This window comes from Streptomyces marokkonensis (assembly GCF_039539045.1).
GTDB lineage: Bacteria > Actinomycetota > Actinomycetes > Streptomycetales > Streptomycetaceae > Streptomyces > Streptomyces marokkonensis.
In genome coordinates this window covers 1-22,496 of sequence record NZ_BAABCQ010000014.1, presented here as the reverse complement: position 1 = coordinate 22,496, position 22,496 = coordinate 1, and the positions used below count along the sequence as shown (strand labels likewise).

18 protein-coding genes are annotated in these 22,496 nt (G+C 74.9%); 14 read left to right on the top strand and 4 right to left on the bottom strand.

The annotated features are described in order from the left end of the window. Nucleotides 1–60 precede the first annotated feature (60 nt). From ABEA26_RS05405 to cobI, 7 genes are read left to right on the top strand one after another with little or no spacing between them, the layout of a single operon-like run. Nucleotides 61–1,038, top strand: a complete 978-nt coding sequence (locus ABEA26_RS05405) for a cobalamin biosynthesis protein (protein WP_345589707.1) — start codon at nt 61–63, stop codon at nt 1,036–1,038. Beyond that, nucleotides 1,035–2,567 (top strand): cobyric acid synthase, encoded by a 1,533-nt coding sequence (locus ABEA26_RS05400; RefSeq protein WP_345589705.1) that lies wholly within the window; start codon nt 1,035–1,037, stop codon nt 2,565–2,567. The genes ABEA26_RS05405 and ABEA26_RS05400 overlap by 4 nt, the downstream gene beginning before the upstream one ends. Beyond that, the gene (gene cobN / locus ABEA26_RS05395) at nt 2,564–6,217 is read left to right on the top strand and encodes a cobaltochelatase subunit CobN (RefSeq protein WP_345589703.1); all 3,654 of its coding nucleotides are present in this window, start codon (nt 2,564–2,566) and stop codon (nt 6,215–6,217) included. The genes ABEA26_RS05400 and cobN overlap by 4 nt, the downstream gene beginning before the upstream one ends. Then, complete coding sequence (locus tag ABEA26_RS05390) at nt 6,214–8,232, top strand: putative cobaltochelatase (RefSeq protein WP_345589701.1); 2,019 nt, start codon at nt 6,214–6,216, stop codon at nt 8,230–8,232. Before cobN ends, ABEA26_RS05390 begins: the two co-directional genes overlap by 4 nt. After that, nucleotides 8,232–8,831 (top strand): cob(I)yrinic acid a,c-diamide adenosyltransferase, encoded by a 600-nt coding sequence (cobO, locus tag ABEA26_RS05385; protein WP_345589699.1) that lies wholly within the window; start codon nt 8,232–8,234, stop codon nt 8,829–8,831. The genes ABEA26_RS05390 and cobO overlap by 1 nt, the downstream gene beginning before the upstream one ends. Further along, complete coding sequence (locus ABEA26_RS05380; protein ID WP_425587787.1) at nt 8,828–10,219, top strand: cobyrinic acid a,c-diamide synthase CobB; 1,392 nt, start codon at nt 8,828–8,830, stop codon at nt 10,217–10,219. Before cobO ends, ABEA26_RS05380 begins: the two co-directional genes overlap by 4 nt. After that, on the top strand, nt 10,216–10,965 hold the full coding sequence (gene cobI / locus ABEA26_RS05375) for a precorrin-2 C(20)-methyltransferase (protein ID WP_345589695.1): 750 nt from the start codon (nt 10,216–10,218) through the stop codon (nt 10,963–10,965). Before ABEA26_RS05380 ends, cobI begins: the two co-directional genes overlap by 4 nt. A gap of 20 nt (nt 10,966–10,985) precedes the next feature. Here cobI and ABEA26_RS05370 read toward each other — a convergent pair whose 3' ends face one another. Beyond that, nucleotides 10,986–11,714: a ZIP family metal transporter gene (locus tag ABEA26_RS05370; RefSeq protein ID WP_345589693.1), complete on the bottom strand. Its 729-nt coding sequence runs from the start codon at nt 11,712–11,714 to the stop codon at nt 10,986–10,988. 173 nt (nt 11,715–11,887) lie between these two features. On the opposite strand from ABEA26_RS05370, the gene cobM reads away from it, so the two are divergent. Genes cobM through cobC form a run of 6 tightly spaced genes read left to right on the top strand, consistent with a single transcriptional unit; the run spans nt 11,888 to nt 18,259 of the window. After that, nucleotides 11,888–12,706 carry a precorrin-4 C(11)-methyltransferase gene (gene cobM, locus ABEA26_RS05365; RefSeq protein WP_345589792.1) on the top strand — a complete coding sequence of 273 codons (819 nt, stop codon included), beginning with the start codon at nt 11,888–11,890 and terminating at the stop codon, nt 12,704–12,706. Then, complete coding sequence (gene cbiE, locus ABEA26_RS05360; protein ID WP_345589692.1) at nt 12,703–13,959, top strand: precorrin-6y C5,15-methyltransferase (decarboxylating) subunit CbiE; 1,257 nt, start codon at nt 12,703–12,705, stop codon at nt 13,957–13,959. The genes cobM and cbiE overlap by 4 nt, the downstream gene beginning before the upstream one ends. Next, entirely contained in the window at nt 13,956–15,653 is a 1,698-nt protein-coding gene (gene cobJ, locus ABEA26_RS05355; protein ID WP_345589690.1) for a precorrin-3B C(17)-methyltransferase, read from the top strand. The genes cbiE and cobJ overlap by 4 nt, the downstream gene beginning before the upstream one ends. Next, nucleotides 15,650–16,252 (top strand): precorrin-8X methylmutase, encoded by a 603-nt coding sequence (locus tag ABEA26_RS05350; RefSeq protein WP_345589688.1) that lies wholly within the window; start codon nt 15,650–15,652, stop codon nt 16,250–16,252. The genes cobJ and ABEA26_RS05350 overlap by 4 nt, the downstream gene beginning before the upstream one ends. Beyond that, nucleotides 16,249–17,169 (top strand): sirohydrochlorin chelatase, encoded by a 921-nt coding sequence (locus tag ABEA26_RS05345; RefSeq protein ID WP_345589687.1) that lies wholly within the window; start codon nt 16,249–16,251, stop codon nt 17,167–17,169. Before ABEA26_RS05350 ends, ABEA26_RS05345 begins: the two co-directional genes overlap by 4 nt. Continuing rightward, nucleotides 17,159–18,259: an Rv2231c family histidinol phosphate aminotransferase CobC gene (cobC, locus tag ABEA26_RS05340; RefSeq protein ID WP_345589790.1), complete on the top strand. Its 1,101-nt coding sequence runs from the start codon at nt 17,159–17,161 to the stop codon at nt 18,257–18,259. The genes ABEA26_RS05345 and cobC overlap by 11 nt, the downstream gene beginning before the upstream one ends. A gap of 109 nt (nt 18,260–18,368) precedes the next feature. On the opposite strand, the gene ABEA26_RS05335 is transcribed toward cobC, so the two are convergent. The 3 genes from ABEA26_RS05335 to ABEA26_RS05325 form a co-directional block, all read right to left on the bottom strand. Further along, nucleotides 18,369–19,346 (bottom strand): SCO1860 family LAETG-anchored protein, encoded by a 978-nt coding sequence (locus ABEA26_RS05335; protein WP_345589685.1) that lies wholly within the window; start codon nt 19,344–19,346, stop codon nt 18,369–18,371. A gap of 186 nt (nt 19,347–19,532) precedes the next feature. After that, a complete protein-coding gene (locus ABEA26_RS05330; protein WP_345589683.1) occupies nt 19,533–20,630 on the bottom strand; it encodes an amidohydrolase family protein in 1,098 nt (365 codons plus the stop codon). A 44-nt stretch (nt 20,631–20,674) separates the two neighbouring features. Next, entirely contained in the window at nt 20,675–21,187 is a 513-nt protein-coding gene (locus tag ABEA26_RS05325; RefSeq protein ID WP_345589681.1) for a hypothetical protein, read from the bottom strand. Nucleotides 21,188–21,382: 195 nt separating this feature from the next. Here ABEA26_RS05325 and ABEA26_RS05320 point away from each other — a divergent pair. Next, nucleotides 21,383–22,496: pyridoxal-phosphate-dependent aminotransferase family protein (locus tag ABEA26_RS05320; RefSeq protein WP_345589680.1), on the top strand; the 1,114-nt coding region annotated here is incomplete at its 3' end.

Genomic DNA, 22,496 nt, shown 5'->3' with positions numbered 1-22,496 from the left:
TGCCGTTCCAGGCTCACCAGCGACACTCTTCGTCTCCCTCTCTCCACGGCCGGTTGAACCGTGCGTGCCGAACGCGTCTTCGCGTACGGCGCCGCCGCCGGCCTTCTCGGTGACCTCCTCCTCGGCGATCCACGCCGCGGACACCCGGTCGCCGCGTTCGGCCGTGCCGCCGGTGCCGTGGAACGGGTGCTGTGGCGTGACCACCGGGGCTGGGGCGCGCTGCACACCGCCGTGTGCGCCGGTGGCGTCGCCGCCCTCGGGCTGGCCGCCACCCGCTCCGTACGCCACTCCCCCGCCGCCTCCGTCGCACTGACCGCCGCGGCCACCTGGTCGGTCGTCGGCGGCACCTCGCTCGCTCGTGAGGCGAGCGCCATCGGCCGCGCCCTGGAGGCCGGCGACGTCGAGGCGGCCCGCACGCGGCTGCCGCACCTGTGCGGCCGGGATCCGCAGGCGCTGGACGCCGACGGGATCGCCCGGGCCGTCGTGGAGTCCGTCGCCGAGAACACCTCGGACGCGGTGGTGGGCGCCCTGGTGTGGGGCGCCGTGGCCGGGGTGCCGGGGCTGGTGGGCTTCCGGGCGGTGAACACTCTGGACGCGATGGTCGGCCACAAGTCGCCCAGGTACCGCCGCTACGGCTGGGCCTCGGCCCGGCTCGACGACCTCGCCGGCTGGCCGGGCGCCCGGCTGACCGCCGTCCTGGCCACCGCGGCCGGAGGCGATCCCCGGGGTGCCGTACGCGCCTGGCGCGCCGACGCCGCACAGCACCCGAGCCCCAACGCCGGTCCCGTGGAGACGTCGTTCGCGGGCGCCCTGGGCGTGCGGCTGGGCGGAACGCTCTCCTACGGCGGGCGGGTCGAGCACCGGCCCGTCCTCAACGGGGCCTCGGGGCGCGCCGTCCGGGCCGGTCGTGGCGACATCGAACGGGCGGTGAGGCTCTCCCGGCGCGTGGGCTGGCTGGCGCTGGGCGTGTGCGCGGGCGCGCGGCTGCTGGCCCGCCGGGCGGGCACGCGGGCGCTCACGAAGGGACGTGACTCATGAGCGGTGGCCTCCTCGTCGCCGGCACCACCTCCGACGCCGGCAAGAGCGTCGTCACCGCCGGGATCTGCCGCTGGCTGGTGCGTCAGGGCGTCAAGGTCGCGCCCTTCAAGGCGCAGAACATGTCGCTCAACTCCTTCGTCACCCGCGAGGGCGCCGAGATCGGGCGGGCGCAGGCCATGCAGGCCCAGGCATGCCGGGTGGAGCCGACCGCGCTGATGAACCCGGTGCTGCTCAAGCCGGGCGGCGAGCGCAGCAGTCAGGTCGTGCTGCTCGGCCGGGCGGTCGGTGAGATGAGCGCCCGCGGCTACCACGGCGGCCGGCAGCAGCGGTTGCTCGGCACGGTCCTCGACTGTCTGGCCGAGCTGCGGAGCACGTACGACGCGGTGATCTGCGAGGGGGCGGGCAGTCCCGCCGAGATCAACCTGCGCCGCACCGACATCGTGAACATGGGGATCGCCCGGGGTGCCGGACTTCCCGTCCTCGTCGTCGGCGACATCGACCGCGGGGGCGTCTTCGCCTCCTTCTTCGGCACGGTGGCGCTGCTGTCGCCCGAGGATCAGGCGCTGGTCGCCGGGTTCCTCGTCAACAAGTTCCGGGGCGACGTGTCGCTGCTGGAACCGGGCCTCGACATGCTCCACGGCCTCACCGGGCGGCGGACGTACGGAGTGCTGCCCTTCCGGCACGGGCTCGGTATCGACGAGGAGGACGGGCTGCGGGTGTCTCTGCGCGGGACCGTGCGGGAGTCCGCCGTCGCGTCGCCCGTCGGCGAGGACGTGCTGCGGGTCGCCGTCTGCGCCGTCCCTCTGATGTCCAACTTCACGGACGTGGACGCGCTGGCCGCCGAACCGGGTGTCGTGGTGCGCTTCGTGGACCGGCCGGAGGAGCTCGCGGACGCGGACCTCGTGGTCGTGCCGGGCACGCGCGGGACGGTGCGGGCGCTGGAGTGGCTGCGGGAGCGGGGGCTGGCGGACGCCCTCGTCCGCAGGGCCGCCGAGCAGCGGCCCGTGCTGGGCGTCTGCGGCGGCTACCAGCTGCTCGGCGAGCACATCGAGGACGAGGTCGAGTCGCGTGCCGGGCTCGTCGACGGGCTCGGACTGCTGCCCGTGCGGGTCCGGTTCGCCCGCGAGAAGACCCTCACCCGCCCGATGGGAAAGGCCCTCGGCGAGCGCGTAGAGGGGTACGAGATCCACCACGGGGTCGCCGAGGTCCTCGGCGGAGAGGCCTTCATCTCCGATGACGAAGGACACAGCCCGGAGGGCTGCCGGGTCGGCCAGACCTGGGGCACGCACTGGCACGGCTCGCTGGAGTCGGACGGCTTCCGGCGGGCGTTCCTGCGCGAGGTGGCCGCCGCCGCGGGCCGCCGCTTCGTGCCGGCCCCCGACACCTCGTTCGCCGCACTGCGCGAGGAACAGCTCGACCGGCTCGGCGACCTGATCGAACAGCACGCGGACACGGACGCGCTGTGGCGGCTCATCGAGTCCGGCGCGCCACAAGGACTGCCCTTCATTCCACCGGGAGCGCCCGCATGAGCACAGTGTTGTTGTTGTCGACCGCCGACACGGACCTGCTGGCGGCCCGCGCGTCGGACGCCGCCTACCGGATCGGCAACCCGACCCGGGTCGACGTGACGGAGGAGCTGCCCGCGCTCCTCGACGGCGCGGACATCGCCGTCGTACGTCTGCTGGGCGGCAAGCGCGCCTGGGAGGACGGGCTCGCCGCGCTGAAGGCCGCCGGTGTCCCGACCGTCCTGCTGGGCGGCGAAAGCGTGCCGGACGCCGAGCTGATGGCCGAGTCGTCGGTGCCGGCCGGGGTGGTGGCCGAAGCGCTGCGCTACCTCGTCGAGGGCGGGCCCGCCAACCTCACGCACCTGGCGCGCTTCCTGTCGGACACGGTGCTGCTGACCGGCGAGGGATTCGACGAGCCGGAGAAGATGCCGGAGTTCGGCGTCCACGGCTCCCGGGCCGTCGAGTCCGGCCGCCCGACGGTCGGCGTGCTCTTCTACCGCGCCCACCAGCTGAGCGGCAACACCGCCTTCGTCGACACGCTGTGCGACGCGATCGAGGCGCACGGCGCCAACGCGCTGCCCGTGTACTGCGGTTCGCTGCGCGACGCGGACCCGGGACTGTACGAGCTGCTGGGCCGGGCCGACGCCCTGGTCGCCACCGTCCTCGCGGCCGGCGGCACGCACGCCTCGCAGGCGTCGGCGGGCGGCGACGAGGAGGCCTGGGACATCGGCGCGCTGGCCGACCTGAACGTCCCGGTCCTGCAAGGCCTCTGCCTCACCTCCTCCCGCGCCGCCTGGGAGGCGTCCGACGCCGCCCTCTCCCCCATGGACGCGGCGATGCAGGTCGCGATCCCGGAGTTCGACGGGCGCCTGGTCACCGTGCCGTTCTCCTTCAAGGAGCAGGGGCCCGACGAGGTGCCGGTGTACGTCGCCGACCCCGAGCGGGCCGGGCGGGTCGCCGGGATCGCCGTACGGCACGCGGCCCTGGGACACAAGGCGAACGCCGACAAGAAGCTCGCGCTGGTCTTCACCGCGTACCCGACCAAGCACTCCCGCGTCGGCAACGCGGTGGGCCTCGACACCCCGGCGTCGGCGGTGCGGGTCCTGGACGCGCTCCGGGACGCCGGGTACTCCCTCACCGACTACCCGTCCGGCGGCGACGAGCTGATCCACCGCCTGATCGCGGCCGGCGGCCACGACGTCGAGTGGCTGACGGAGGACCAGCTGGCCGCCGCCCCCGCTCGGGTGCCGCTGGCCGACTACCGGGCGTGGTTCGAGAAGCTGGACCCGGAGCTGCGGGAGGGCATGCGCCAGGCGTGGGGCGAGCCGCCGGGTTCGCTGTACGTCGACGGCGACGACATCGTGCTCGCGTCGCTCCGGTTCGGGAACGTCGTGGTCATGATCCAGCCGCCGCGCGGCTTCGGCGAGAACCCGATCGCGATCTACCACGACCCCGACATGCCGCCGTCGCACCACTACATGGCGGCGTACCGCTGGCTGGACAACAGCTTCGGCGCCGACGCGATCGTGCACATGGGCAAGCACGGCACGATGGAGTGGCTGCCGGGCAAGGGCCTCGGGCTGGGCGCGGGCTGCGCGCCGGACGCGGTGCTGGGCGATCTGCCGCTGATCTACCCGTTCATCGTCAACGACCCCGGCGAGGGCACCCAGGCCAAGCGGCGCGGGCACGCCACGGTCGTCGACCACCTGGTGCCGCCGATGGCGCGTGCCGACACGTACGGCGACCTGGCCAAGCTGGAGCAGCTGCTCGACGAGTACGCGCTCGTCTCCGACCTCGACCCGGTCAAGGCGCCGGCGGTCCGCGCGCAGATCTGGACGCTGGTCAAGGCGGCCGAGCTCCACCACGACCTGCACGTCGACGACCAGCCGGACGACGACGCGTTCGACGAGTTCGTCATGCACATCGACGGCTATCTGTGCGAGATCAAGGACGTGCAGATCCGCGACGGCCTGCACATCCTGGGCGGCGGCCCGATCGGCGAGCCGCGCGTCAACCTCGTGCTGGCGGTGCTGCGCGCCTCGCAGGTGTGGGGCGGGCAGGCGAACGCGCTGCCGGGGCTGCGGGCGTCGCTGGCCGAGCATTTCGGGCTGGTGGAGAAGGAGTTGCTGGCCGAGCCGGGCGCGCCGGTGAAGGTGCCGGTGGAGCTGACGGACCTGGTCGAGGGACCCGCCCGCAGCGCCGCCGACGCGGTCGACCTGCTGGAGCAGCTGTGCCGGCGGTTCGCGGAGGGCATGGAGTCCCGGGCGTGGGACACCGCGGCCGTACCGGCCCTGGTGCGCGAGGTGCTGCGAGCCGAACTTCCCGACGCGGTGGCCGTGCTGGAGTTCGCCTGCACCGAGGTCGTGCCGCGGCTGGCCCGGACGACGGACGAGATCGGGCACATCCTGCGGGCCCTGGACGGCGGTTACGTCCCGGCGGGCCCGTCGGGCTCCCCGACCCGCGGGCTGGTCAACGTGCTGCCGACCGGCCGGAACTTCTACTCCGTCGACCCGAAGGCGATCCCGTCCCGGCTGAGCTGGGAGGTCGGCCAGTCCCTCGCGGACTCGCTGATCCAGCGCTATCTGAGCGACACCGGCGAGTACCCGAAGTCCGTCGGCCTCACGGTGTGGGGCACGTCCGCGATGCGCACCCAGGGCGACGACATCGCGGAGATCCTGGCGCTGCTGGGCTGCCGTCCGGTGTGGGACGACGCGTCGCGCCGGGTGACGGGCTTCGAGGTGGTCCCGGTGGCCGAGCTGGGCCGGCCGCGCGTCGACGTCACGGTGCGTATCTCGGGCTTCTTCCGGGACGCTTTCCCCCACGTCGTGGGGCTGATCGACGACGCGGTGCGGGCGGTGGCGGAGCTGGACGAGCCCGCCGACCAGAACTACGTGCGCGCCCACGCCGACGCGGACACCGCCGAGCACGGCGACCGGCGGCGCGCGACGGCCCGCATCTTCGGTTCGAAGCCGGGGGCGTACGGCGCCGGTCTGCTGCCGCTGATCGACGCCCGCAACTGGCGCTCCGACGCGGACCTGGCCGAGGTGTACGCGGTGTGGGGCGGCTACGCGTACGGGCGCGGGCTCGACGGGCGGGCGGCGCGCGGGGACATGGAGACGGCGTTCCGGCGGATCGCGGTGGCGGCGAAGAACGTGGACACGCGTGAGCACGACCTCGTCGACGCCGACGACTACTTCCAGTACCACGGCGGCATGGTCGCGATGGTGCGGCACCTGACGGGCACCTCCCCGGAGGCGTACGTCGGTGACTCGGCCACCCCCGACCAGGTGAAGACCCGGACGCTGGGCGAGGAGACGCACCGGGTCTTCCGCGCCCGCGTGGTCAACCCGCGCTGGATGGCGGCGATGCGGCGGCACGGCTACAAGGGTGCTTTCGAGATGGCGGCCACCGTGGACTACCTCTTCGGGTACGACGCCACGGCCGGGGTCGTGGACGACTGGATGTACGAGAAGCTCAGCGCCGAGTACGTCTTCGACGCGGAGAACCAGGACTTCATGAAGAAGTCCAACCCGTGGGCGCTGCGGGGCATCACGGAGCGGCTGCTGGAGGCCGCCGATCGCGGACTGTGGGCGGAGCCGGACGCGGAGACGCTGGAGCGGCTGCGCGCCACCTATCTGGAGCTCGAGGGCGACTTGGAGGACGACGAGAAGTGAGTACCCCGTTTCCGTTCACGGCCGTTGTCGGCCAGGACGACCTGCGGCTCGCGCTGCTGCTGAACGCCGTCTCCCCGGCCGTCGGCGGTGTACTGGTGCGTGGCGAGAAGGGCACCGCCAAGTCCACGGCGGTGCGTGCGCTGTCGGCGCTGATGCCTCAGGTGGACGTCGTCTCCGGGTGCCGCTTCTCCTGCGCCCCGGCCTCACCCGACCCCGCCTGCCCGGACGGACCCCACGGGACGGGAGCGTCCGAGTCGCGGCCCGCGCGGATGGTCGAGCTGCCCGTCGGCGCCTCCGAGGACCGGCTGGTCGGCGCCCTCGACATCGAGCGGGCGCTCGCGGAGGGCGTGAAGGCCTTCGAGCCGGGCCTGCTGGCCGACGCGCACCGCGGGATCCTGTACGTCGACGAGGTCAACCTGCTCCACGACCACCTGGTCGACCTGCTGCTGGACGCCGCCGCGATGGGCGCCTCGTACGTCGAGCGCGAGGGCGTTTCGGTCCGGCACGCCTCGAAGTTCCTGCTGGTCGGGACCATGAACCCGGAGGAAGGCGAGCTGCGGCCGCAGCTCCTGGACCGCTTCGGCCTCACCGTCGAGGTCGCCGCCTCGCGCGAGCCCGACCAGCGGGTGGAGGTCGTACGGCGCCGGCTGGCTCACGACGACGACCCGGACGGTTTCGCCGCGCGCTGGGCCGAAGAGGAGGCCGCCGTACGGGCGCGGATCGTGGCGGCGCGGGAGCTGCTGCCCTCGGTGCGGCTGGGCGACGGTGCGCTCAGGCAGATCGCGGCGACCTGTGCCGCCTTCGAGGTGGACGGCATGCGGGCCGACATCGTGATGGCGCGGACGGCGACCGCGCTGGCGGCCTGGGCCGGGCGTACGGACGTACTGGCGGAGGACGTACGGCAGGCCGCTCTGCTGGCCCTCCCCCACCGGCGGCGGCGGAACCCGTTCGACGCGCCGGGTCTGGACGAGGACAAGCTCGACGAGACGCTGGAGGAGTTCGGCGGGCAGGACGGGGACGGTGGCGGGGACGACGATCCCGACCCGGGGCCCGACGGTCCCGGTGGGCCCGGCGGGCAGCCGGAGCCCGACGACGCCCCGCAGGACGACGGTGACACCGCCGCGCGGCCCGAGGCCGGGGAGGGCGGGGAGCCGCAGCCTTCCGGCGGCGGTGCCGGTGAGCAGTCCCCCGCGCGTGCCGCCGAGCCGTTCCGCACCAAGGTGCTGAGCGTGCCCGGGCTCGGCGAGGGCGCCGCCGGGCGACGCTCGCGGGCGCGGACCGAGCACGGGCGGACCACCGGGGCCCGCCGGCCCCGGGGCGCGCTGACCAAGCTGCACCTGGCGGCGACGGTGCAGGCGGCGGCGCCGCACCAGCGGGCGCGGGGCCGGTCGGGGCGCGGGCTGGTGATGCGCAGGGACGATCTGCGGCAGGCGACTCGCGAGGGGCGTGAGGGCAACCTCGTCCTGTTCGTCGTGGACGCCTCCGGTTCGATGGCCGCGCGGCAGCGGATGAGCGCCGTGAAGGGTGCCGTGCTGTCGCTGCTGCTGGACGCCTACCAGCGGCGGGACAAGGTGGGGCTGGTGACCTTCCGGGGTTCGGCCGCCGATGTCGCGCTGCCGCCGACCTCGTCGGTGGACGCGGCGGCGGTCCGGCTGGAGTCGCTGCCGACGGGCGGGCGGACGCCGCTGGCGGCCGGGCTGCTGCGCGCCCACGAGGTGCTGCGGGTCGAGCGGCTGCGGGACCCGGCGCGGCGACCGCTGGTGGTCGTGGTGACCGACGGCCGGGCCACCGGCGGCCCCGAGCCGGTCGCCCTCGCCGGGCGGGCCGCACGGCTGTTCGCCGCCGAGGGCACGGCCTGCGTGGTCGTGGACTGCGAGTCGGGGCCGGTGCGGCTGGGGTTGGCCGGGCAGCTCGCGGGTGAGCTGGGCGGTACGGCGGTGACGCTGGACGAGCTGCGGGCGGACTCGATCGCAGGTCTCGTGAAGGACGTTCAGGGCAGCAGGAGGGCCGCGTAATGCCGCAGGGCAAGCCGAGTGTCGTACCGGACGACGGTCTGACGACGCGTCAGCGGCGGAACCGTCCGCTGGTCGTCGTGCACACGGGCATCGGGAAGGGCAAGTCGACCGCCGCCTTCGGGCTGGCCCTGCGGGCCTGGAACCAGGGATGGCCGATCGGGGTGTTCCAGTTCGTCAAGTCGGCGAAGTGGAAGGTCGGTGAGGAGAACGCGCTGCGCGTGCTGGGTCTCTCCGGCGAGGGCGGCAGCGTCGACTGGCACAAGATGGGCGAGGGCTGGTCCTGGGTCCAGCGGGACGCGCAGATGGACAACGAGGAGAAGGCCCGGGAGGGCTGGGAGCAGGTCAAGCGGGACCTGGCCGCCGAGACGTACAAGCTCTATGTGCTGGACGAGTTCGCCTACCCGATGCACTGGGGATGGGTCGACACCGACGAGGTCGTGTCCGTGCTGCGGGACCGGCCCGGGACCCAGCACGTCGTGATCACCGGGCGCAACGCCCCGGAGAGGCTGGTGGGGTTCGCCGATCTCGTCACCGACATGTCCAAGGTCAAGCACCCGATGGACGCGGGGCAGAAGGGGCAGAGGGGCATCGAGTGGTGACCTCGCTCCCGGCCGACTCCGTGCCGCGGCTGGTCGTCGCCGCGCCCTCCTCGGGGAGCGGCAAGACCACCGTCGCCACCGGATTGATGGCCGCGCTCGCCGCGCGCGGGCTCGCCGTGTCGCCGCACAAGGTCGGGCCCGACTACATCGACCCCGGGTACCACGCGCTCGCCACCGGGCGGGTGGGGCGGAACCTGGACGCGTACCTGTGCGGGGCGGAGCTGGTGGCTCCGCTGTTCCTGCACGGGGCGCGCGGCTGCGACGTCGCGGTCGTCGAAGGTGTCATGGGGCTGTACGACGGTGCCGCCGGGGAGGGCGAACTGGCGTCCACCGCCCATGTCGCCAAGCTGCTGCGCGCGCCGGTCGTGCTGGTCGTCGACGCGTCGTCGCAGTCGCGGTCGGTGGCGGCGCTGGTGCACGGGTTCGCGTCCTGGGACCCAAAGGTGCGGGTCGGGGGCGTGATCCTCAACAAGGTCGGGTCGGACCGGCACGAGGCGCTGCTGCGGGAGGCGTTGGACGCGGCGGGGGTGCCGGTGCTGGGGGTGCTGCGGCGCGCGGCGCCGGTGGAGACGCCGTCGCGGCATCTGGGGCTGGTGCCGGTCGCCGAGCGGGGGCCGGAGGCGGTCGACGCCGTCGCGGCGATGGCCGCGCTGGTCTCCGACGGGTGTGATCTGGAGGCGTTGGTGGCGTTGGCGCGGGCCGCCGGGCCGTTGCCGGGGGGCTCCGCTCCCTGGACACCCGCACCTGTGCCCACCCACCGTCCGACTCGGTCGGTCGAGAAGTCGCCGCCGCGCGTCGCCGTCGCCGGCGGTCCCGCCTTCACCTTCTCCTACGCCGAGCACACCGAGCTGCTCGCCGCCGCCGGGGCCGAGGTCGTCACCTTCGACCCGTTGCGGGACGAGGAGCTCCCCGAGGGGACCGCCGGGCTCGTCGTCGGGGGCGGGTTCCCCGAGGTGTACGCGTCCGAGCTGTCCGCCAACGAGCCGCTGCGCGAGGCCGTCGCCGAGCTGGCGCTGAGCGGTGCTCCCGTCGCCGCCGAGTGCGCGGGACTCCTGTATCTGTGCCGGGAGCTGGACGGACTGCCCATGTGCGGGGTGCTGGACGCCTGCGCCCGGATGGCGGAGCGGCTGACGCTGGGCTACCGGGACGCCGTGGCCGTGTCCGACAGCGCGCTGGCCGTCGCGGGGACGCGCATGCGGGGGCACGAGTTCCACCGGACGGTCGTGGAGCCGACCGCCGGGGCCGCGCCGGCGTGGGGGATGCGGGCGCCCGAGCGGCGCGTCGAGGGATTTGTGGAGCGCGGTGTGCACGCGAGCTATCTGCACACGCACTGGGCGTCCGAGCCCGGTGTCGCCCGTCGGTTCGTGGAGAGGTGCCGAACGTCATGAGCAGCAGGCTGATCGGGGTGGGGGTCGGGCCCGGGGACCCCGAGCTGGTGACCGTCAAGGGGGTCAACGCGCTGCGGGCCGCCGAGGTCGTCGTGGTGCCCGTGATGGCTGCGCCCGATGGAAAGGACGGCGGCGAGCGGGGGCGCGCCGAGGCGACCGTGCTGCACTACGTGGGCGCGGAGAAGGTCGTACGGGTCGTCTTCGCGCTGAACGAGCGCACCGACCGGGCGCGGCGCGAGGCGGCCTGGGACGCGGCCGGGGAGCGGGTCGCCGGGCTGCTGCGGAGCCACGGCCGCATCGCCTTCGCGACCATCGGCGATCCGAACGTGTACTCGACCTTCACCTATCTCGCGCAGACCGTCGGCGCACTCGTGCCGGGCACCGTCGTGGAGACCGTGCCGGGCATCACCGCCATGCAGGACCTCGCGGCGCGGTCGGGCGCCGTGCTGACGGAGGGCACCGAGCCGCTGACGCTGGTGCCCGTCACCGCGGGGGCCACCGTGCTCAAGGACGCGCTGAACGGGCCGGGCACGGTCGTGGCCTACAAGTTCGGCCGACAGGCCGCAGAGGTCGCCGAGGCGCTGCGGGAGACCGGGCGGCTGGACGACGCCGTGTGGGGGTCGGCGCTGGGGCTGCCGGAGGAGTCCGTACGGGCGGCGGCGGAGCTGGACGACGGCCCGCTGCCCTACCTGTCGACGCTCATCGCGCCCGCCCGGCGCGCGGGCGGTCGGGGCGGCAAGTTGTGAGCGCGGGCGTCCGAGCCGGGTCATTCGGCGATGCCCACCACCAGCCAGATGAACGCCGCGCCCGCGACCGTGCACAGCAGGGTGGAGCGTGCGGGGTGCTCGTGATGGGCCTCGGGGAGGATCTCGGCCGCGGCGAGGTAGAGCAGTACGCCGCCGAACAGGCCGAGATACGCGCCGAGCGCGCCCTCCGGGATGGTGAAGAGGAGGGTGGAGGCGGCACCGGCCACGGGGGCCAGGGCGTCGGCGACCAGCATCGCGATCGCGCGACGGCGGGCGTTTCCGTACAGGCTGGTCAGCGTGTAGGTGTTGAAGCCGTCCGCGAAGTCGTGGGCGATCACGGCCATCGCGACGGCCGCGCCCATGCCGCCGCCCACCTGGAAGGCCGCGCCGATCGCCACGCCGTCCATGGCGCTGTGTCCGACCATCGCGGCGGCGGCCGTCAGGCCCACCTGGGGCGAGCGCTGTCCGTGTTCGTCGGCGCCGTGCGCGGCCCGGCGGGCGGCCAGCAGGCGTTCCACCAGGTGCGCGAGCAGGAATCCGGCGACGAAGAGCAGGAGCGCCTCGGGCACGCCGAACACCTCGTCGCCCGCCGCCCGAAGCGCCTCCGGCAGCAGGTCGAGGCCGACCACGCCCAGCATCAGGCCGCCGGCCAGGCCCAGCACCAGGTGGCGCCGGTCGGTCACGCGCTGTGCCGTCCAGCCGCCGGCCAGCGTCATCAGGAACGCGCCGAGCGCTACGAAGACCGCCATGGGCCCTTGCTATCCGATCAGAGCGCGTATCCGTGCGCACGACAGCGACAACCGCGGTAAATATGCGAAATATGCGCAGGAAAGGACCCCATCCCATGGCTTCCGTGGCTCCCGAGGCTTCCGTGGCTCCCGAGGCTTCCGTGGCTCCCGAGGCTTCCGTGGCCGATGCTTCCGTGGCCGATGTCTCCCCCGGCAAGGTGACTATCGTCGGTGCCGGTCCCGGCGCCGCCGACCTGCTGACGTTCCGCGCCGGGCGGGCCATCGCCGAGGCCGATGTCGTGATCTGGGCGGCGAGCCTGGTCCAGGCGGAGGTCCTCCGGCACGCGCGCCAGGACGCGGAGGTCCTGGACTCGGCGACGATGTCCCTGGAGGACGTCGTCGCCGTCTACCGGCGGGCCCGCGAGGAGGGGTTGCGGGTGGCCCGCATCCACTCCGGCGACCCGGCGCTGTGGGGCGGTACGCAGGAGCAGCTGGACCGGTGCGCGGAGATCGGCATCGCGACCGAGATCGTGCCCGGCGTCTCCGCCTTCTCGGCGGTCGCCGCGCTCGCCGGGCGGGAGCTGACCATTCCGGAGGTCGCGCAGTCCGTCGTCCTCACCCGGCTCGGCGGCGGCAAGACGCCGATGCCGCCCGGTGAGGAGGTCCGCGAGTTCGCCAAGCACGGCACCACCATGGCGATCTTCCTGTCGGCGGCCCGCAGCGGCCAGCTGGTGCGGGAGCTGCTGGAGGGCGGCTATCCGACCGAGACGCCGGTCGTCGTCGCGTACCAGGCGACCTGGCCGGAGGAGCTGGTCGCGCGGTGCACGATCGGCACGCTGGAGGAGACGGTCAAGGAGCACAAGCTCTGGAAGCACACCCTGTTCCTGGTCGGCCCCGCCCTCGACGCGCAAGGCACCCGCTCGCACCTGTACCACCCGGGGCACTTCCACGGTTACCGGAAGGCGGACCCCGAGGCGCGCCGGGAGCTGCGCACGCGGGGTGCGAGCACGTGATCACCGTGGTGGGGATGGGGGCCGGAGCGCCGCCCGGCACGGACGGCGCCGCCGGCGCGGAGCTGGTCGCCGGAGCGGAGCTGGTCGTCGGCGGGCGGCGGCATCTGGACGCCGTACGGCTGCCGGAGGGGGCCGAGCGGGTCGTCCTCGGGGCGTTGGCACCCGCCCTCGAAACGGTCGCGGAGTATGTCGCCGAGGGGCGGCGGGTGGTCGTGCTGGCTTCCGGGGACCCCGGGTTCTTCGGGATCGTACGGGTGCTGGCCGAGCGGTTCGGGCCAAAGCGGCTCGACGTACGGCCCGGTGTCTCCTCCGTCGCCGCCGCGTTCGCGCGGGCCGGGCTGCCGTGGGACGACGCCGTGGTGGCCAGCGCGCACGGGCGGGAGCTGCGGACGGCGGTGAACCTGTGCCGGGCACACCCGAAGGTCGCCGTGCTGACGGGACCGGGGGCCGGGCCGGCGGAGATCGGCGCCGCGCTGAGGAACGACACCCGGGTCCTCGTGGTCGCCTCCGCGCTGGGCTGTGCCGAGGAGCGCGTGGAGCGGCTGACGCCCGCCGAGGCCGCCGTACGGGACTGGGGGACGGCGGTGAGCGTGGTGCTGTGCCTGGACGAGGCGCGGGCGCCGGGTCCGGTACGGACGGTCGCCGGGCCGCCGCGCCCGGACTCCGCCGGATGGGCGCTGGACGAGACCGCGTTCACGCACCGCGATTCGATGATCACGAAGTTCGAGGTGCGGGCGCTGGCCCTCGCCCGGCTCGGGCCCCGGCCCGGCGACCTGGTCTGGGACGTCGGCGCCGGCTCCGGGTCCGTCGCCGTGGAGTGCGCACGCCTCGGCGCCGCCGTCACCGCCGTCGAGAAGACTCCGGACGGTGCCGGGCGCGTGCGCGCCAACGCCGCCGCCCACGGTGTCGACGTCCGGGTGGTGCACGGGGCAGCGCCCACCGTGCTGTCCGACCTGGGCGAGGACCCCGACGCCGTGTTCGTCGGCGGCGGCGGGCGCGAACTGCCCGCGATCGTCGCGCAGTGCGCGCGGCGGGCGCGGCGCACCGTGGTCGTCGCCATGGCGGCGCTGGACCGGGTGCCCTCGGCCCGCGAGGCGCTGCTCGGTGCCGGGCTGGAGTGCGACGGGGTGCTGCTGCAGTCGTCCCGGCTCGCGCCGCTGCCGGGGGACGTGACCCGGCTCGCGGCTACCAATCCCGTCTTCCTGCTGTGGGGCGTGAGGCCGCACAGCCGTACCGAAGGAGTTACCCCTTGATCGGCCTCATTTCCGCCACCGCGGCGGGGGCTGCGGCGCGGGACCGGCTGGCCGCGGCGTGGCCGGACCGCACGCGCGTGTACGGGGGTCCCGTCGCGGACGCCGTACGGACCGCGTTCGCCGAGTGCGAGCAGCTCGTGTGCTTCCTGGCCACGGGGGCCGTGGTCCGGCTCGTGGCGCCGCTGCTGGACGACAAGCGGACCGACGCCGGTGTGGTGTGCGTCGACGAGGGCGGGCGGTTCGCCGTGTCGCTGGTCGGCGGCCACGGGGGCGGCGCCAACGAACTCGCCGTCGCGGTCGGCGGGGTGCTGGGTGCCGAGCCGGTGGTGACGACGGCGACGGACGCCGTCGGACTGCCCGGCCTGGACACGCTCGGACTGCCCGTGGAGGGCGATGTCGCGGGGGTCTCGCGGGCCCTGCTCGACGGCGAGCCGGTCGCGCTGCGGCCGGAGGTGCGGTGGCCGCTGCCGGCGCTGCCGGTCGCCGGGAAAGGCGAGTACGCGATCCGGCTGACGGACCGTCTGGTGGAGCCGGCCGAGGGCGAGGCCGTGCTGCGTCCGCCGTCGCTGGTCGTCGGGGTCGGCGCCTCCAAGGGGGCGCCGGTCGACGAGGTGCTCGGACTGGTGGAGGCGGCCCTGCGCGACGCCGGGCTGTCCGCCGCGTCGGTCGCCGAACTGGCCACCGTGGACGCCAAGGCGGAGGAACCCGGGATCGTCGGGGCGGCCGGGCGGCTGGGCGTGCCCCTGGTGACGTACTCCGCCGGGGAGCTGGCGGACGTCGAGGTGCCCAACCCCTCCGACGCCCCGCTCGCGGCCGTGGGCACCCCGTCGGTCGCGGAGGCTGCGGCGCTCGTGCGCGGCGGCGAACTCCTCGTGCCCAAACGCAAGTCGGCGGCGAGTCCCGCCATGGCGACCTGTGCCGTCGTACGGCGGCCTGGGCGCGGGCGGCTCGCGGTGGTCGGGCTCGGGCCGGGCGCCCGGGACCTGGTCACGCCGCGCGCGCGGGCCGAGCTGCGGCGGGCCTCCGTGCTGGTCGGCCTCGACCAGTACGTCGACCAGATCCGCGACCTGCTGCGGCCCGGCACACGGGTCCTGGAGTCGGGGCTCGGCGCGGAGGAGGAGCGGGCCCGGACCGCGGTCGAGGAGGCGCGGCGCGGGCACGCCGTCGCGCTGATCGGCAGCGGGGACGCCGGGGTGTACGCCATGGCCTCCCCCGCGCTGGCGGAGGCGTCCGACGACATCGACGTGGTCGGGGTGCCCGGAGTGACGGCGGCGCTGGCGGCCGGGGCGATCCTGGGCGCGCCGCTGGGCCACGACCACGTGTCGATCAGCCTCTCCGACCTGCACACGCCGTGGGAGGTCATCGAGCGGCGGGTGCGGGCGGCGGCCGAGGCCGACATCGTCGTGACGTTCTACAATCCGCGCAGCCGGGGCCGCGACTGGCAGCTGCCCAAGGCGCTGGCGATCCTCGCGGAGCACCGGGAGCCGGCGACGCCGGTGGGTGCCGTACGCAACGCGTCGCGCGCCGACGAGTCCAGCCGGCTGACCACGCTCGCCGCTCTCGACCCGGCGACGGTCGACATGATGACGGTCGTCACGGTGGGCAACACCGCGACCCGTCGGATCGCCGGGCGCATGGTGACGCCTCGCGGCTACCGCTGGCAGGGAACGTCGTCCCACGGGGAGCCGAAGTGAGCCGTGTCGTGCACCCCATCGAGCAGGAGTCCTTCCGTCGGCTGCGCGCCCGGCTGGACACCTCCCCCTTCCCGCCGCTGACCCGTGCCGTCGTGGAGCGGGTCATCCACTCCGCCGCCGACCTGGCGTACGCGTCCGACCTCGTCACGGACGAGGCCGCTCTGGAGACGGCGTACGCCGCGCTGCACGCCGGGGCGCCCGTCGTCGTGGACGTGGAGATGGTCGCGGCCGGGATCACCCGGCGGGAGACCGTGTGCCGGCTGAGGGACGCCGTCGCCGGACCCGGCCTCACCCGCTCCGCGCACGCCGTGCGGCTGGCGTACGAGCAGGTCGGGCCGGGCGCGGTGTGGGTGATCGGCTGCGCGCCGACCGCCCTGGAGGAGCTGCTCACCCTGGACGCCGCCCCGGCGCTCGTCATCGGTCTGCCCGTCGGCTTCGTCGGCGCGGCCGAGTCCAAGGCCGCCTTGCGCGAGAGCGGGCTGCCCGCCGTCAGCAACGTGTCCGAGAAGGGCGGCTCGGCGGTCGCCGCCGCCGCGCTCAACGCCCTGCTGTACCACCCTACTTCGTACGCCGACCCGCACCCCGAGGAGCCATCGTGACCACCCCGCCGCCCGCCCTGCTCATCGCCGGACACGGCACCCGGGACGAGGCCGGAGCCGAGGCGTTCCGCGACTTCGTGCGCGAGCTGGGCCGCCGTCACCCCGAACTGCCCGTCGAGGGCGGCTTCATCGAGTTGTCGCCGCCGCCGCTGGGCGAGGCCGTCGCCGAGCTGGTCGAGCGCGGTGTGCGCCGGTTCGCCGCCGTGCCGCTGATGCTGGTCTCCGCCGGGCACGCCAAGGGCGACATCCCGGCGGCGCTGTCCCGCGAGAAGGAGCGGCACCCCGGCATCACGTACACGTACGGGCGTCCGCTGGGCCCGCACCCCGCGCTGCTGCGGGTGCTGGAGCGGCGGCTGGCCGAGGCGGTCGACCCGTCCTGGGACCCCGCCGAGGTGACCGTGCTGCTGGTCGGGCGCGGTTCGACGGACCCGGACGCGAACGCCGAGGTGTTCAAGGCGGCGCGGCTGCTGTGGGAGGGGCGCGGCTACGCGGCCGTGGAGACGGCGTTCGTGTCGCTGGCGAAGCCGGACGTGCCGGGCGGCCTGGACCGGTGTGTGCGGCTGGGGGCGCGGCGGGTCGTGGTCCTGCCGTACTTCCTGTTCACCGGCATCCTCCCGGACCGGGTCCGGCACCAGACCGAGGAGTGGGCCACCGCCCACCCGGAGACCGGGGTGCGGTCGGCGGACGTCATCGGGCCGGAGCCGGAGCTGCTCGACCTGGTGTGGGAGCGGTACGAGGAGGCCGTCAAGGGCGACCTGCGGATGAACTGCGACTCGTGCGTGTACCGGATCGCGCTGCCGGGGTTCGAGGACAAGGTGGGACTGCCGCAGCAGCCGCACTTCCACCCCGACGACGACGGCCATCACCCCCACGGGCACCATCACGGGCATGGACACGCACACTCCCATGCACACTGAGGCCGGGGACCGGGCCGGTTCCGGGGGCCCCGACCTGCGGCACCACCCCGACCTGCGGCATCACGGGGACGCCGAGGTCCGCGACGACGGCTCGGCGCTGGTGGACCTCGCGGTGAACGTCCGCGCGGACACGCCGCCGGCCTGGCTGCGCGAGCACGTCGCCGCCTCGCTCGGCTCCCTCGCTGCCTACCCGGACGGGCGGGCCGCGCGGGCGGCGGTGGCGGCGCGGCACGGGCTGCCGGTGGAGCGGGTGCTGCTGACGGCGGGCGCGGCGGAGGCGTTCGTGCTGCTGGCGCGGGCACTGAAGGTGCGCCGGCCGGTCGTGGTGCACCCGCAGTTCACCGAGCCGGAGGCGGCGCTGCGGGACGCGGGGCACACGGTCGACCGGGTGCTGCTGCGGGACGCGGACGGCTTCCGGCTGGACCCGGCGGCCGTCCCCGAGGACGCCGACCTGGTGGTCGTCGGCAACCCGACGAACCCGACGTCGGTGCTGCACCCGGCGGCCTCGCTCACGGAACTGGCCCGCCCCGGGCGGACGCTGGTCGTGGACGAGGCCTTCATGGACGCGGTGCCGGGCGAGCGTGAGGCGCTGGCCGGGCGCACGGACGTACCCGGCCTGGTCGTCCTGCGCAGCCTCACCAAGACCTGGGGTCTGGCGGGGCTGCGCATCGGGTACGTCCTGGCGGCCCCGGAGACCGTCACCGAGCTGGAGCGCGCCCAGCCACTGTGGCCCGTGTCCACGCCCGCGCTGGCGGCCGCGGAGGCGTGTGTGACTCCGAGGGCGCTGGCGGAGGCGGCCCACGCCGCGCACCGCATCGCCGCGGACCGGGACCGTCTCGTCGCCGGGCTGGCCGAGTTCGCCGGTGCCGGAGTGCGGGTCGCCGGGCCCGCCGAGGGGCCCTTCGTCCTCGTGCGCCTCCCGGACGCCGCCGCGGTACGCCACCGGCTGCGCGCCCTCGGGTACGCGGTACGGCGCGGGGACACCTTCCCGGGGCTGGGCGAGGAGTGGCTGCGCCTGGCGGTACGGGACCGGGCGACGACGGACGGCTTCCTGCGGGCGCTGGGACGGGCGGTGACCGAAGCGGCCTGAGGGGCGCGGGGGCCGGGCGGTGACCGAAGCGGCCTGAGGGGCGCGGGGGCCGGGCGGTGACCGAAGCGGCCTGAGGGGCGCGGGGGCCGGGCTCGTCACCGCCCGCCGATCACCCGCGCCTGCGGCGGGCCGCGAACAGGGCGCCGCCGCCCGCCAGGACCAGGGCGGCGGCACCGGCCGCGACGTACGGGGTCGCCGAGCTGCCGCCCGTCTCGGCCAGGCCGGCCTCTGCGCGGGCGCCCTGGGCCTTCACACCGGCCACGGGCTCCGCGGCCGGACCGACGCCCTTCTCCGCGTCCTGGCCCGCTTCCCGGCCCGTGTCTTGTCCCGCGTCCTGTCGGGCGGGCGGCGCCTCGGCCTGCGGGGCCGCCGGGGCCTCGCAGGCCGCCTCGGCCAGGGTCAGGGTGCCGTCGACCTCGGCGACGTTCAGGTCGAGGGGGTCGACGGAGACCTCGAGTTCGAGCGCGGTGGCGGCGGCCGTACGGGAGGTGGTCCCGGTCTTCGACAGGTCGAGCCGCACCTCGCCGACGCCGGGCACCTTCACCTGAGTCGTCCCGCCGGTGGTCAGCGTGACCTTCTTGCCGAGGACCGTCACCGCGCCCAGCAGGTTCGCCTCGGCGACCGGCTTCTTCCCGGCCTCGCAGGTCGCCTTGGAGGTGACCTGCTCGACCTCGATCACCGACAGCAGCGGCAGACCGGGGACGTGCAGCTCGGCGCCTGCCAGCTCGGTGTGGCCCTCGCTCTTCGCCGCGGTCGCCGTCGCCCCGGCGTCGGCCACGTCGGCCCGCAGGACGCTGAAGGGTTCGCCGCCGTCGACGCCGTCCAGCTCGGCGGTCAGCGCGGTCTTCCGGGCGCTCTCGGGCGCCCGCACCGCGTTGAGGGTGACCGCGAGCGGGACGTTCACGGTCTTGTCGAGCAGGGACACGTCGAGCCCGGTGCGCAGGACGGTGGCGCTCGCGCGGCCGTGGTCGCCGGTCGCGTGGGCGGTGCCCGCACCGGCCAGGGCGGCGGGCCCCGCGGCGAGGGCGGTGGCCGCCGCGACGGTGACGAGGCGGCGTGCGGGCATGCGGAAGGTGTTGCCGTTCAAGGTGGTGGGACCCCCAGTAAGACATGCGTGCGGAACACGCGTGAGCGAGACGCTCGGGACCCGGACAGAATGTCCCCGCGTACGCCGAACCGTCAGCGATCCCGGGGCACTTCATCCCTTCGTGGAGTTTCCGCCACCCCTTTCGAATACGTCAGCACGGGTGTTCCCCGGCCTCACCCGCGTCGGCTAACCGACGACCCGCCCGTTCAGCACCACCCGGCGCGGAGCCGCGAGCACGCGCACGTCCGCGCGCGGGTCCTCGTCGAACACCACCAGGTCCGCCGGAGCACCCTCGTCCAGACCGGGCCGGCCGAGCCAGGGCCGGGCGGCCCAGGTCGTCGCGGCGAGTGCCTCGACGGGCGGGATGCCCGCGGTGACCAGTTCCGCGACCTCCGCCGCAGCCAGGCCGTGGGCCAGGGAGCCGCCCGCGTCGGTGCCGACGAAGACCGGGATTCCGGCGTCGTAGGCGCTGCGCACCGTGTCGTAGCGGCGTTCGTGGAGCCGGCGCATGTGGGCCGACCAGCGCGGGAACCGGGACTCGCCGCCGTCGGCGAGCGCGGGGAAGGTGGCGATGTTGACGAGGGTGGGCACGATGGCGACGCCGCGCTCCGCGAAGAGCGGGATCGTGTCGTCGGTGAGGCCCGTGGCGTGCTCGACGCAGTCGATGCCGGCCTCGACCAGGTCGCGCAGGGAGTCCTCGGCGAAGCAGTGCGCGGTGACGCGGGCGCCCAGGCGGTGGGCCTCGGCGATCGCGGCCTCGACGGCGCCGCGCGGCCAGCAGGCGGACAGGTCGCCGAGGTCGCGGTCGATCCAGTCGCCGACCAGCTTCACCCAGCCGTCGCCGCGCCGGGCCTCCTGGGCGACGTACGCGACGAGGTCCTCGGGCTCGACCTCCCAGGCGTAGTTCCGGATGTAGCGGCGGGTGCGGGCGATGTGCCGGCCCGCCCGGATGATCTTCGGGAGGTCCTCTCGGTCGTCGATCCAGCGGGTGTCGGAGGGCGAGCCCGCGTCGCGGATGAGGAGGGTGCCCGCCTCACGGTCGGTCAGCGCCTGCTTCTCGGTGACGTCCTCGGGGACGGCGCCGTGCTGGTCCAGGCCGACGTGGCAGTGCGCGTCGACCAGGCCGGGCAGCGCCCAGCCCTCGACGGTACGGATGTCGGCGGCGCCGGCGGGGCGGTCGTAGGAGACCCTGCCGTCGATCACCCACAACTCGTCGCGGACGTCCTCGTCCCGCGGTCCGACGAGTACCCGACCCTTCACGTGCAGCACCGTGCGATCGCTCATGCCCCGCACCTTAGACCGGCCCCCGGGGGTGTTCGAAGGCCCGGTCACCGGCCGCCGTTCCGCGCGGTCGCGCGGGCGCGGAACTCGGTCGCGTATCCGGCCGCGACGGCGCTCGCGGCGGCGGTGAGCGCGAGAACGGCGATGCCGGGGTTGACGTACCCGGGGACGTCGTCGGAGGCGTAGCCGTCGCCGTCCGCCGTCTCGCAGTGGAAGCGCAGGGGCAGGTAGGAGACCGAGTAGTCGACGATCCGCCCGGACAGCTCCGGATGCTCGCTCGTGCGGCAGGGCCGCAGCGGCGCGGAGCCCGTGCCGCCGTCCTCCGCCTCCACGACCGCCCCCGCCACACACAGCGCGCCCCAGGCGTACAGCACGGCGGCTCCCGTACCGGCGCACCCCGCCAGTACGCGCAGCCCCGCACCGGCGCGGGCGGGCACGGGAGCCGCCCCGGACGACGCGGGAGCGGCGTCGGGGACGCCCCGGGGGTACGTACCGCCGTGGCGGCCGAGGACGACGGCCGTCACCACCGCGACGAGGACGAGCAGCAGGAGAACGAGCACAAGGGCGAGTTCACCATCCGCGAGACCGTGCCGGATATGGCGGAAGCCACGATTCCGGGCGTGGGGGTGTCGCAACGGATGGCCTCCGGCGCGAGTGACGGCGGGGGGCATGGTTACTCTCGATTCCGTACGTGCGTTCCGTACGCGCGTTCCGTACGTGCCGTACGCCTGCCCGTGAGCGAAGAGAGCACCACCGTGACCCATCCCTTCCTGGACCTCGCCCCCCTGAGCGCCGGCTCCTTCGCCGCGATCGAGGACCGGGTCGCACGCATGCTCGGCACCGGCCAGGACGTCGTGATCATGCAGGGCGAAGCGCTGCTGCCGCTGGAGGGCGCGATCCGCGGCGCCGCCGGACCGGGCACCGTCGCGCTGAACGTCATCACCGGGCCGTACGGGCAGACGTTCGGGAACTGGCTGCGGGACTGCGGCGCGACCGTGCACGACCTCGCGGTGCCGTTCCACACGGCCGTGTCGGCCGAGCGGATCCGCGCGGCCCTCGCCGAGCACCCGGAGACCGACTTCGTTTCCCTGGTGCACGCCGAGGCGGCGACCGGGAACACCAACCCGGTCGCGGAGATCGGCGAGGTGGTGCGGGCGCACGGCGCGCTCCTCTACCTGGACGCCGTGGCCTCCGTGGGCGCCGAGCCGGTGCTGCCGGACGCGTGGGGTGTGGACCTGTGTGTCATCGGGGCGCAGAAGGCGATGGGCGGCCCGGCCGGCGTGTCGGCGGTGTCGGTGAGCGAGCGGGCGTGGGCGCGGATGGCGGCGAACCCCGAGGCGCCGCGCCGGTCGTACCTCTCCCTGCTGGACTGGAAGGAACGCTGGATCGACGGCGGGCGCAAGGCGCTGCCGCACGCGCCGGCGCAGTTGGAGATGCTCGCGCTCCAGGCGTGCGTGGAGCGTATCGAGGCGGAGGGCCTTTCGACGGTGATGGCGCGTCACGCGTCGGCCGCGGCGGCCACCCGGGCCGGTGCGCTCGCGCTCGGCGGCCTGGAACCGTACGTGTACGAGGCGAAGGACGCGGCGCCGGTCGCGACGACGCTGCGGGCGCCGTCGGACGTCGACGTGTCCGCGCTGGTGGCCCGGGCCCTGGAGTCCGATCCGGCACTGCCGCTGGCGGCGGGCGGGGGCGCGTCGGCCGGGGAGATGATCCGCGTCAACCACTACGGTCCGCACGCGACGCGCGGGGCCGTGCAGGGGTGCCTGGCGGCACTGGGTGCCGCGCTGGCCGAGAAGGGACTGAAGGCCGATCCGGAGGCGGCCCGGCGGGCCGTCGAGGACGCCTGGGCCCGGCCGGCCGGTCCCGGCC

What these genes read in the sequence shown, in the direction of transcription:
- ABEA26_RS05400 (WP_345589705.1), top strand. Translation starts at nt 1,035, where the DNA reads ATGAGCGGTGGCCTCCTCGTCGCCGGCACCACCTCCGACGCCGGCAAG.
- cobN (WP_345589703.1), top strand. Translation starts at nt 2,564, where the DNA reads ATGAGCACAGTGTTGTTGTTGTCGACCGCCGACACGGACCTGCTGGCG.
- cobO (WP_345589699.1), top strand. Translation starts at nt 8,232, where the DNA reads ATGCCGCAGGGCAAGCCGAGTGTCGTACCGGACGACGGTCTGACGACG.
- cobI (WP_345589695.1), top strand. Translation starts at nt 10,216, where the DNA reads ATGAGCAGCAGGCTGATCGGGGTGGGGGTCGGGCCCGGGGACCCCGAG.
- ABEA26_RS05370 (WP_345589693.1), bottom strand. Translation starts at nt 11,714, where the DNA reads ATGGCGGTCTTCGTAGCGCTCGGCGCGTTCCTGATGACGCTGGCCGGC.
- cobC (WP_345589790.1), top strand. Translation starts at nt 17,159, where the DNA reads ATGCACACTGAGGCCGGGGACCGGGCCGGTTCCGGGGGCCCCGACCTG.
- ABEA26_RS05330 (WP_345589683.1), bottom strand. Translation starts at nt 20,630, where the DNA reads ATGAGCGATCGCACGGTGCTGCACGTGAAGGGTCGGGTACTCGTCGGA.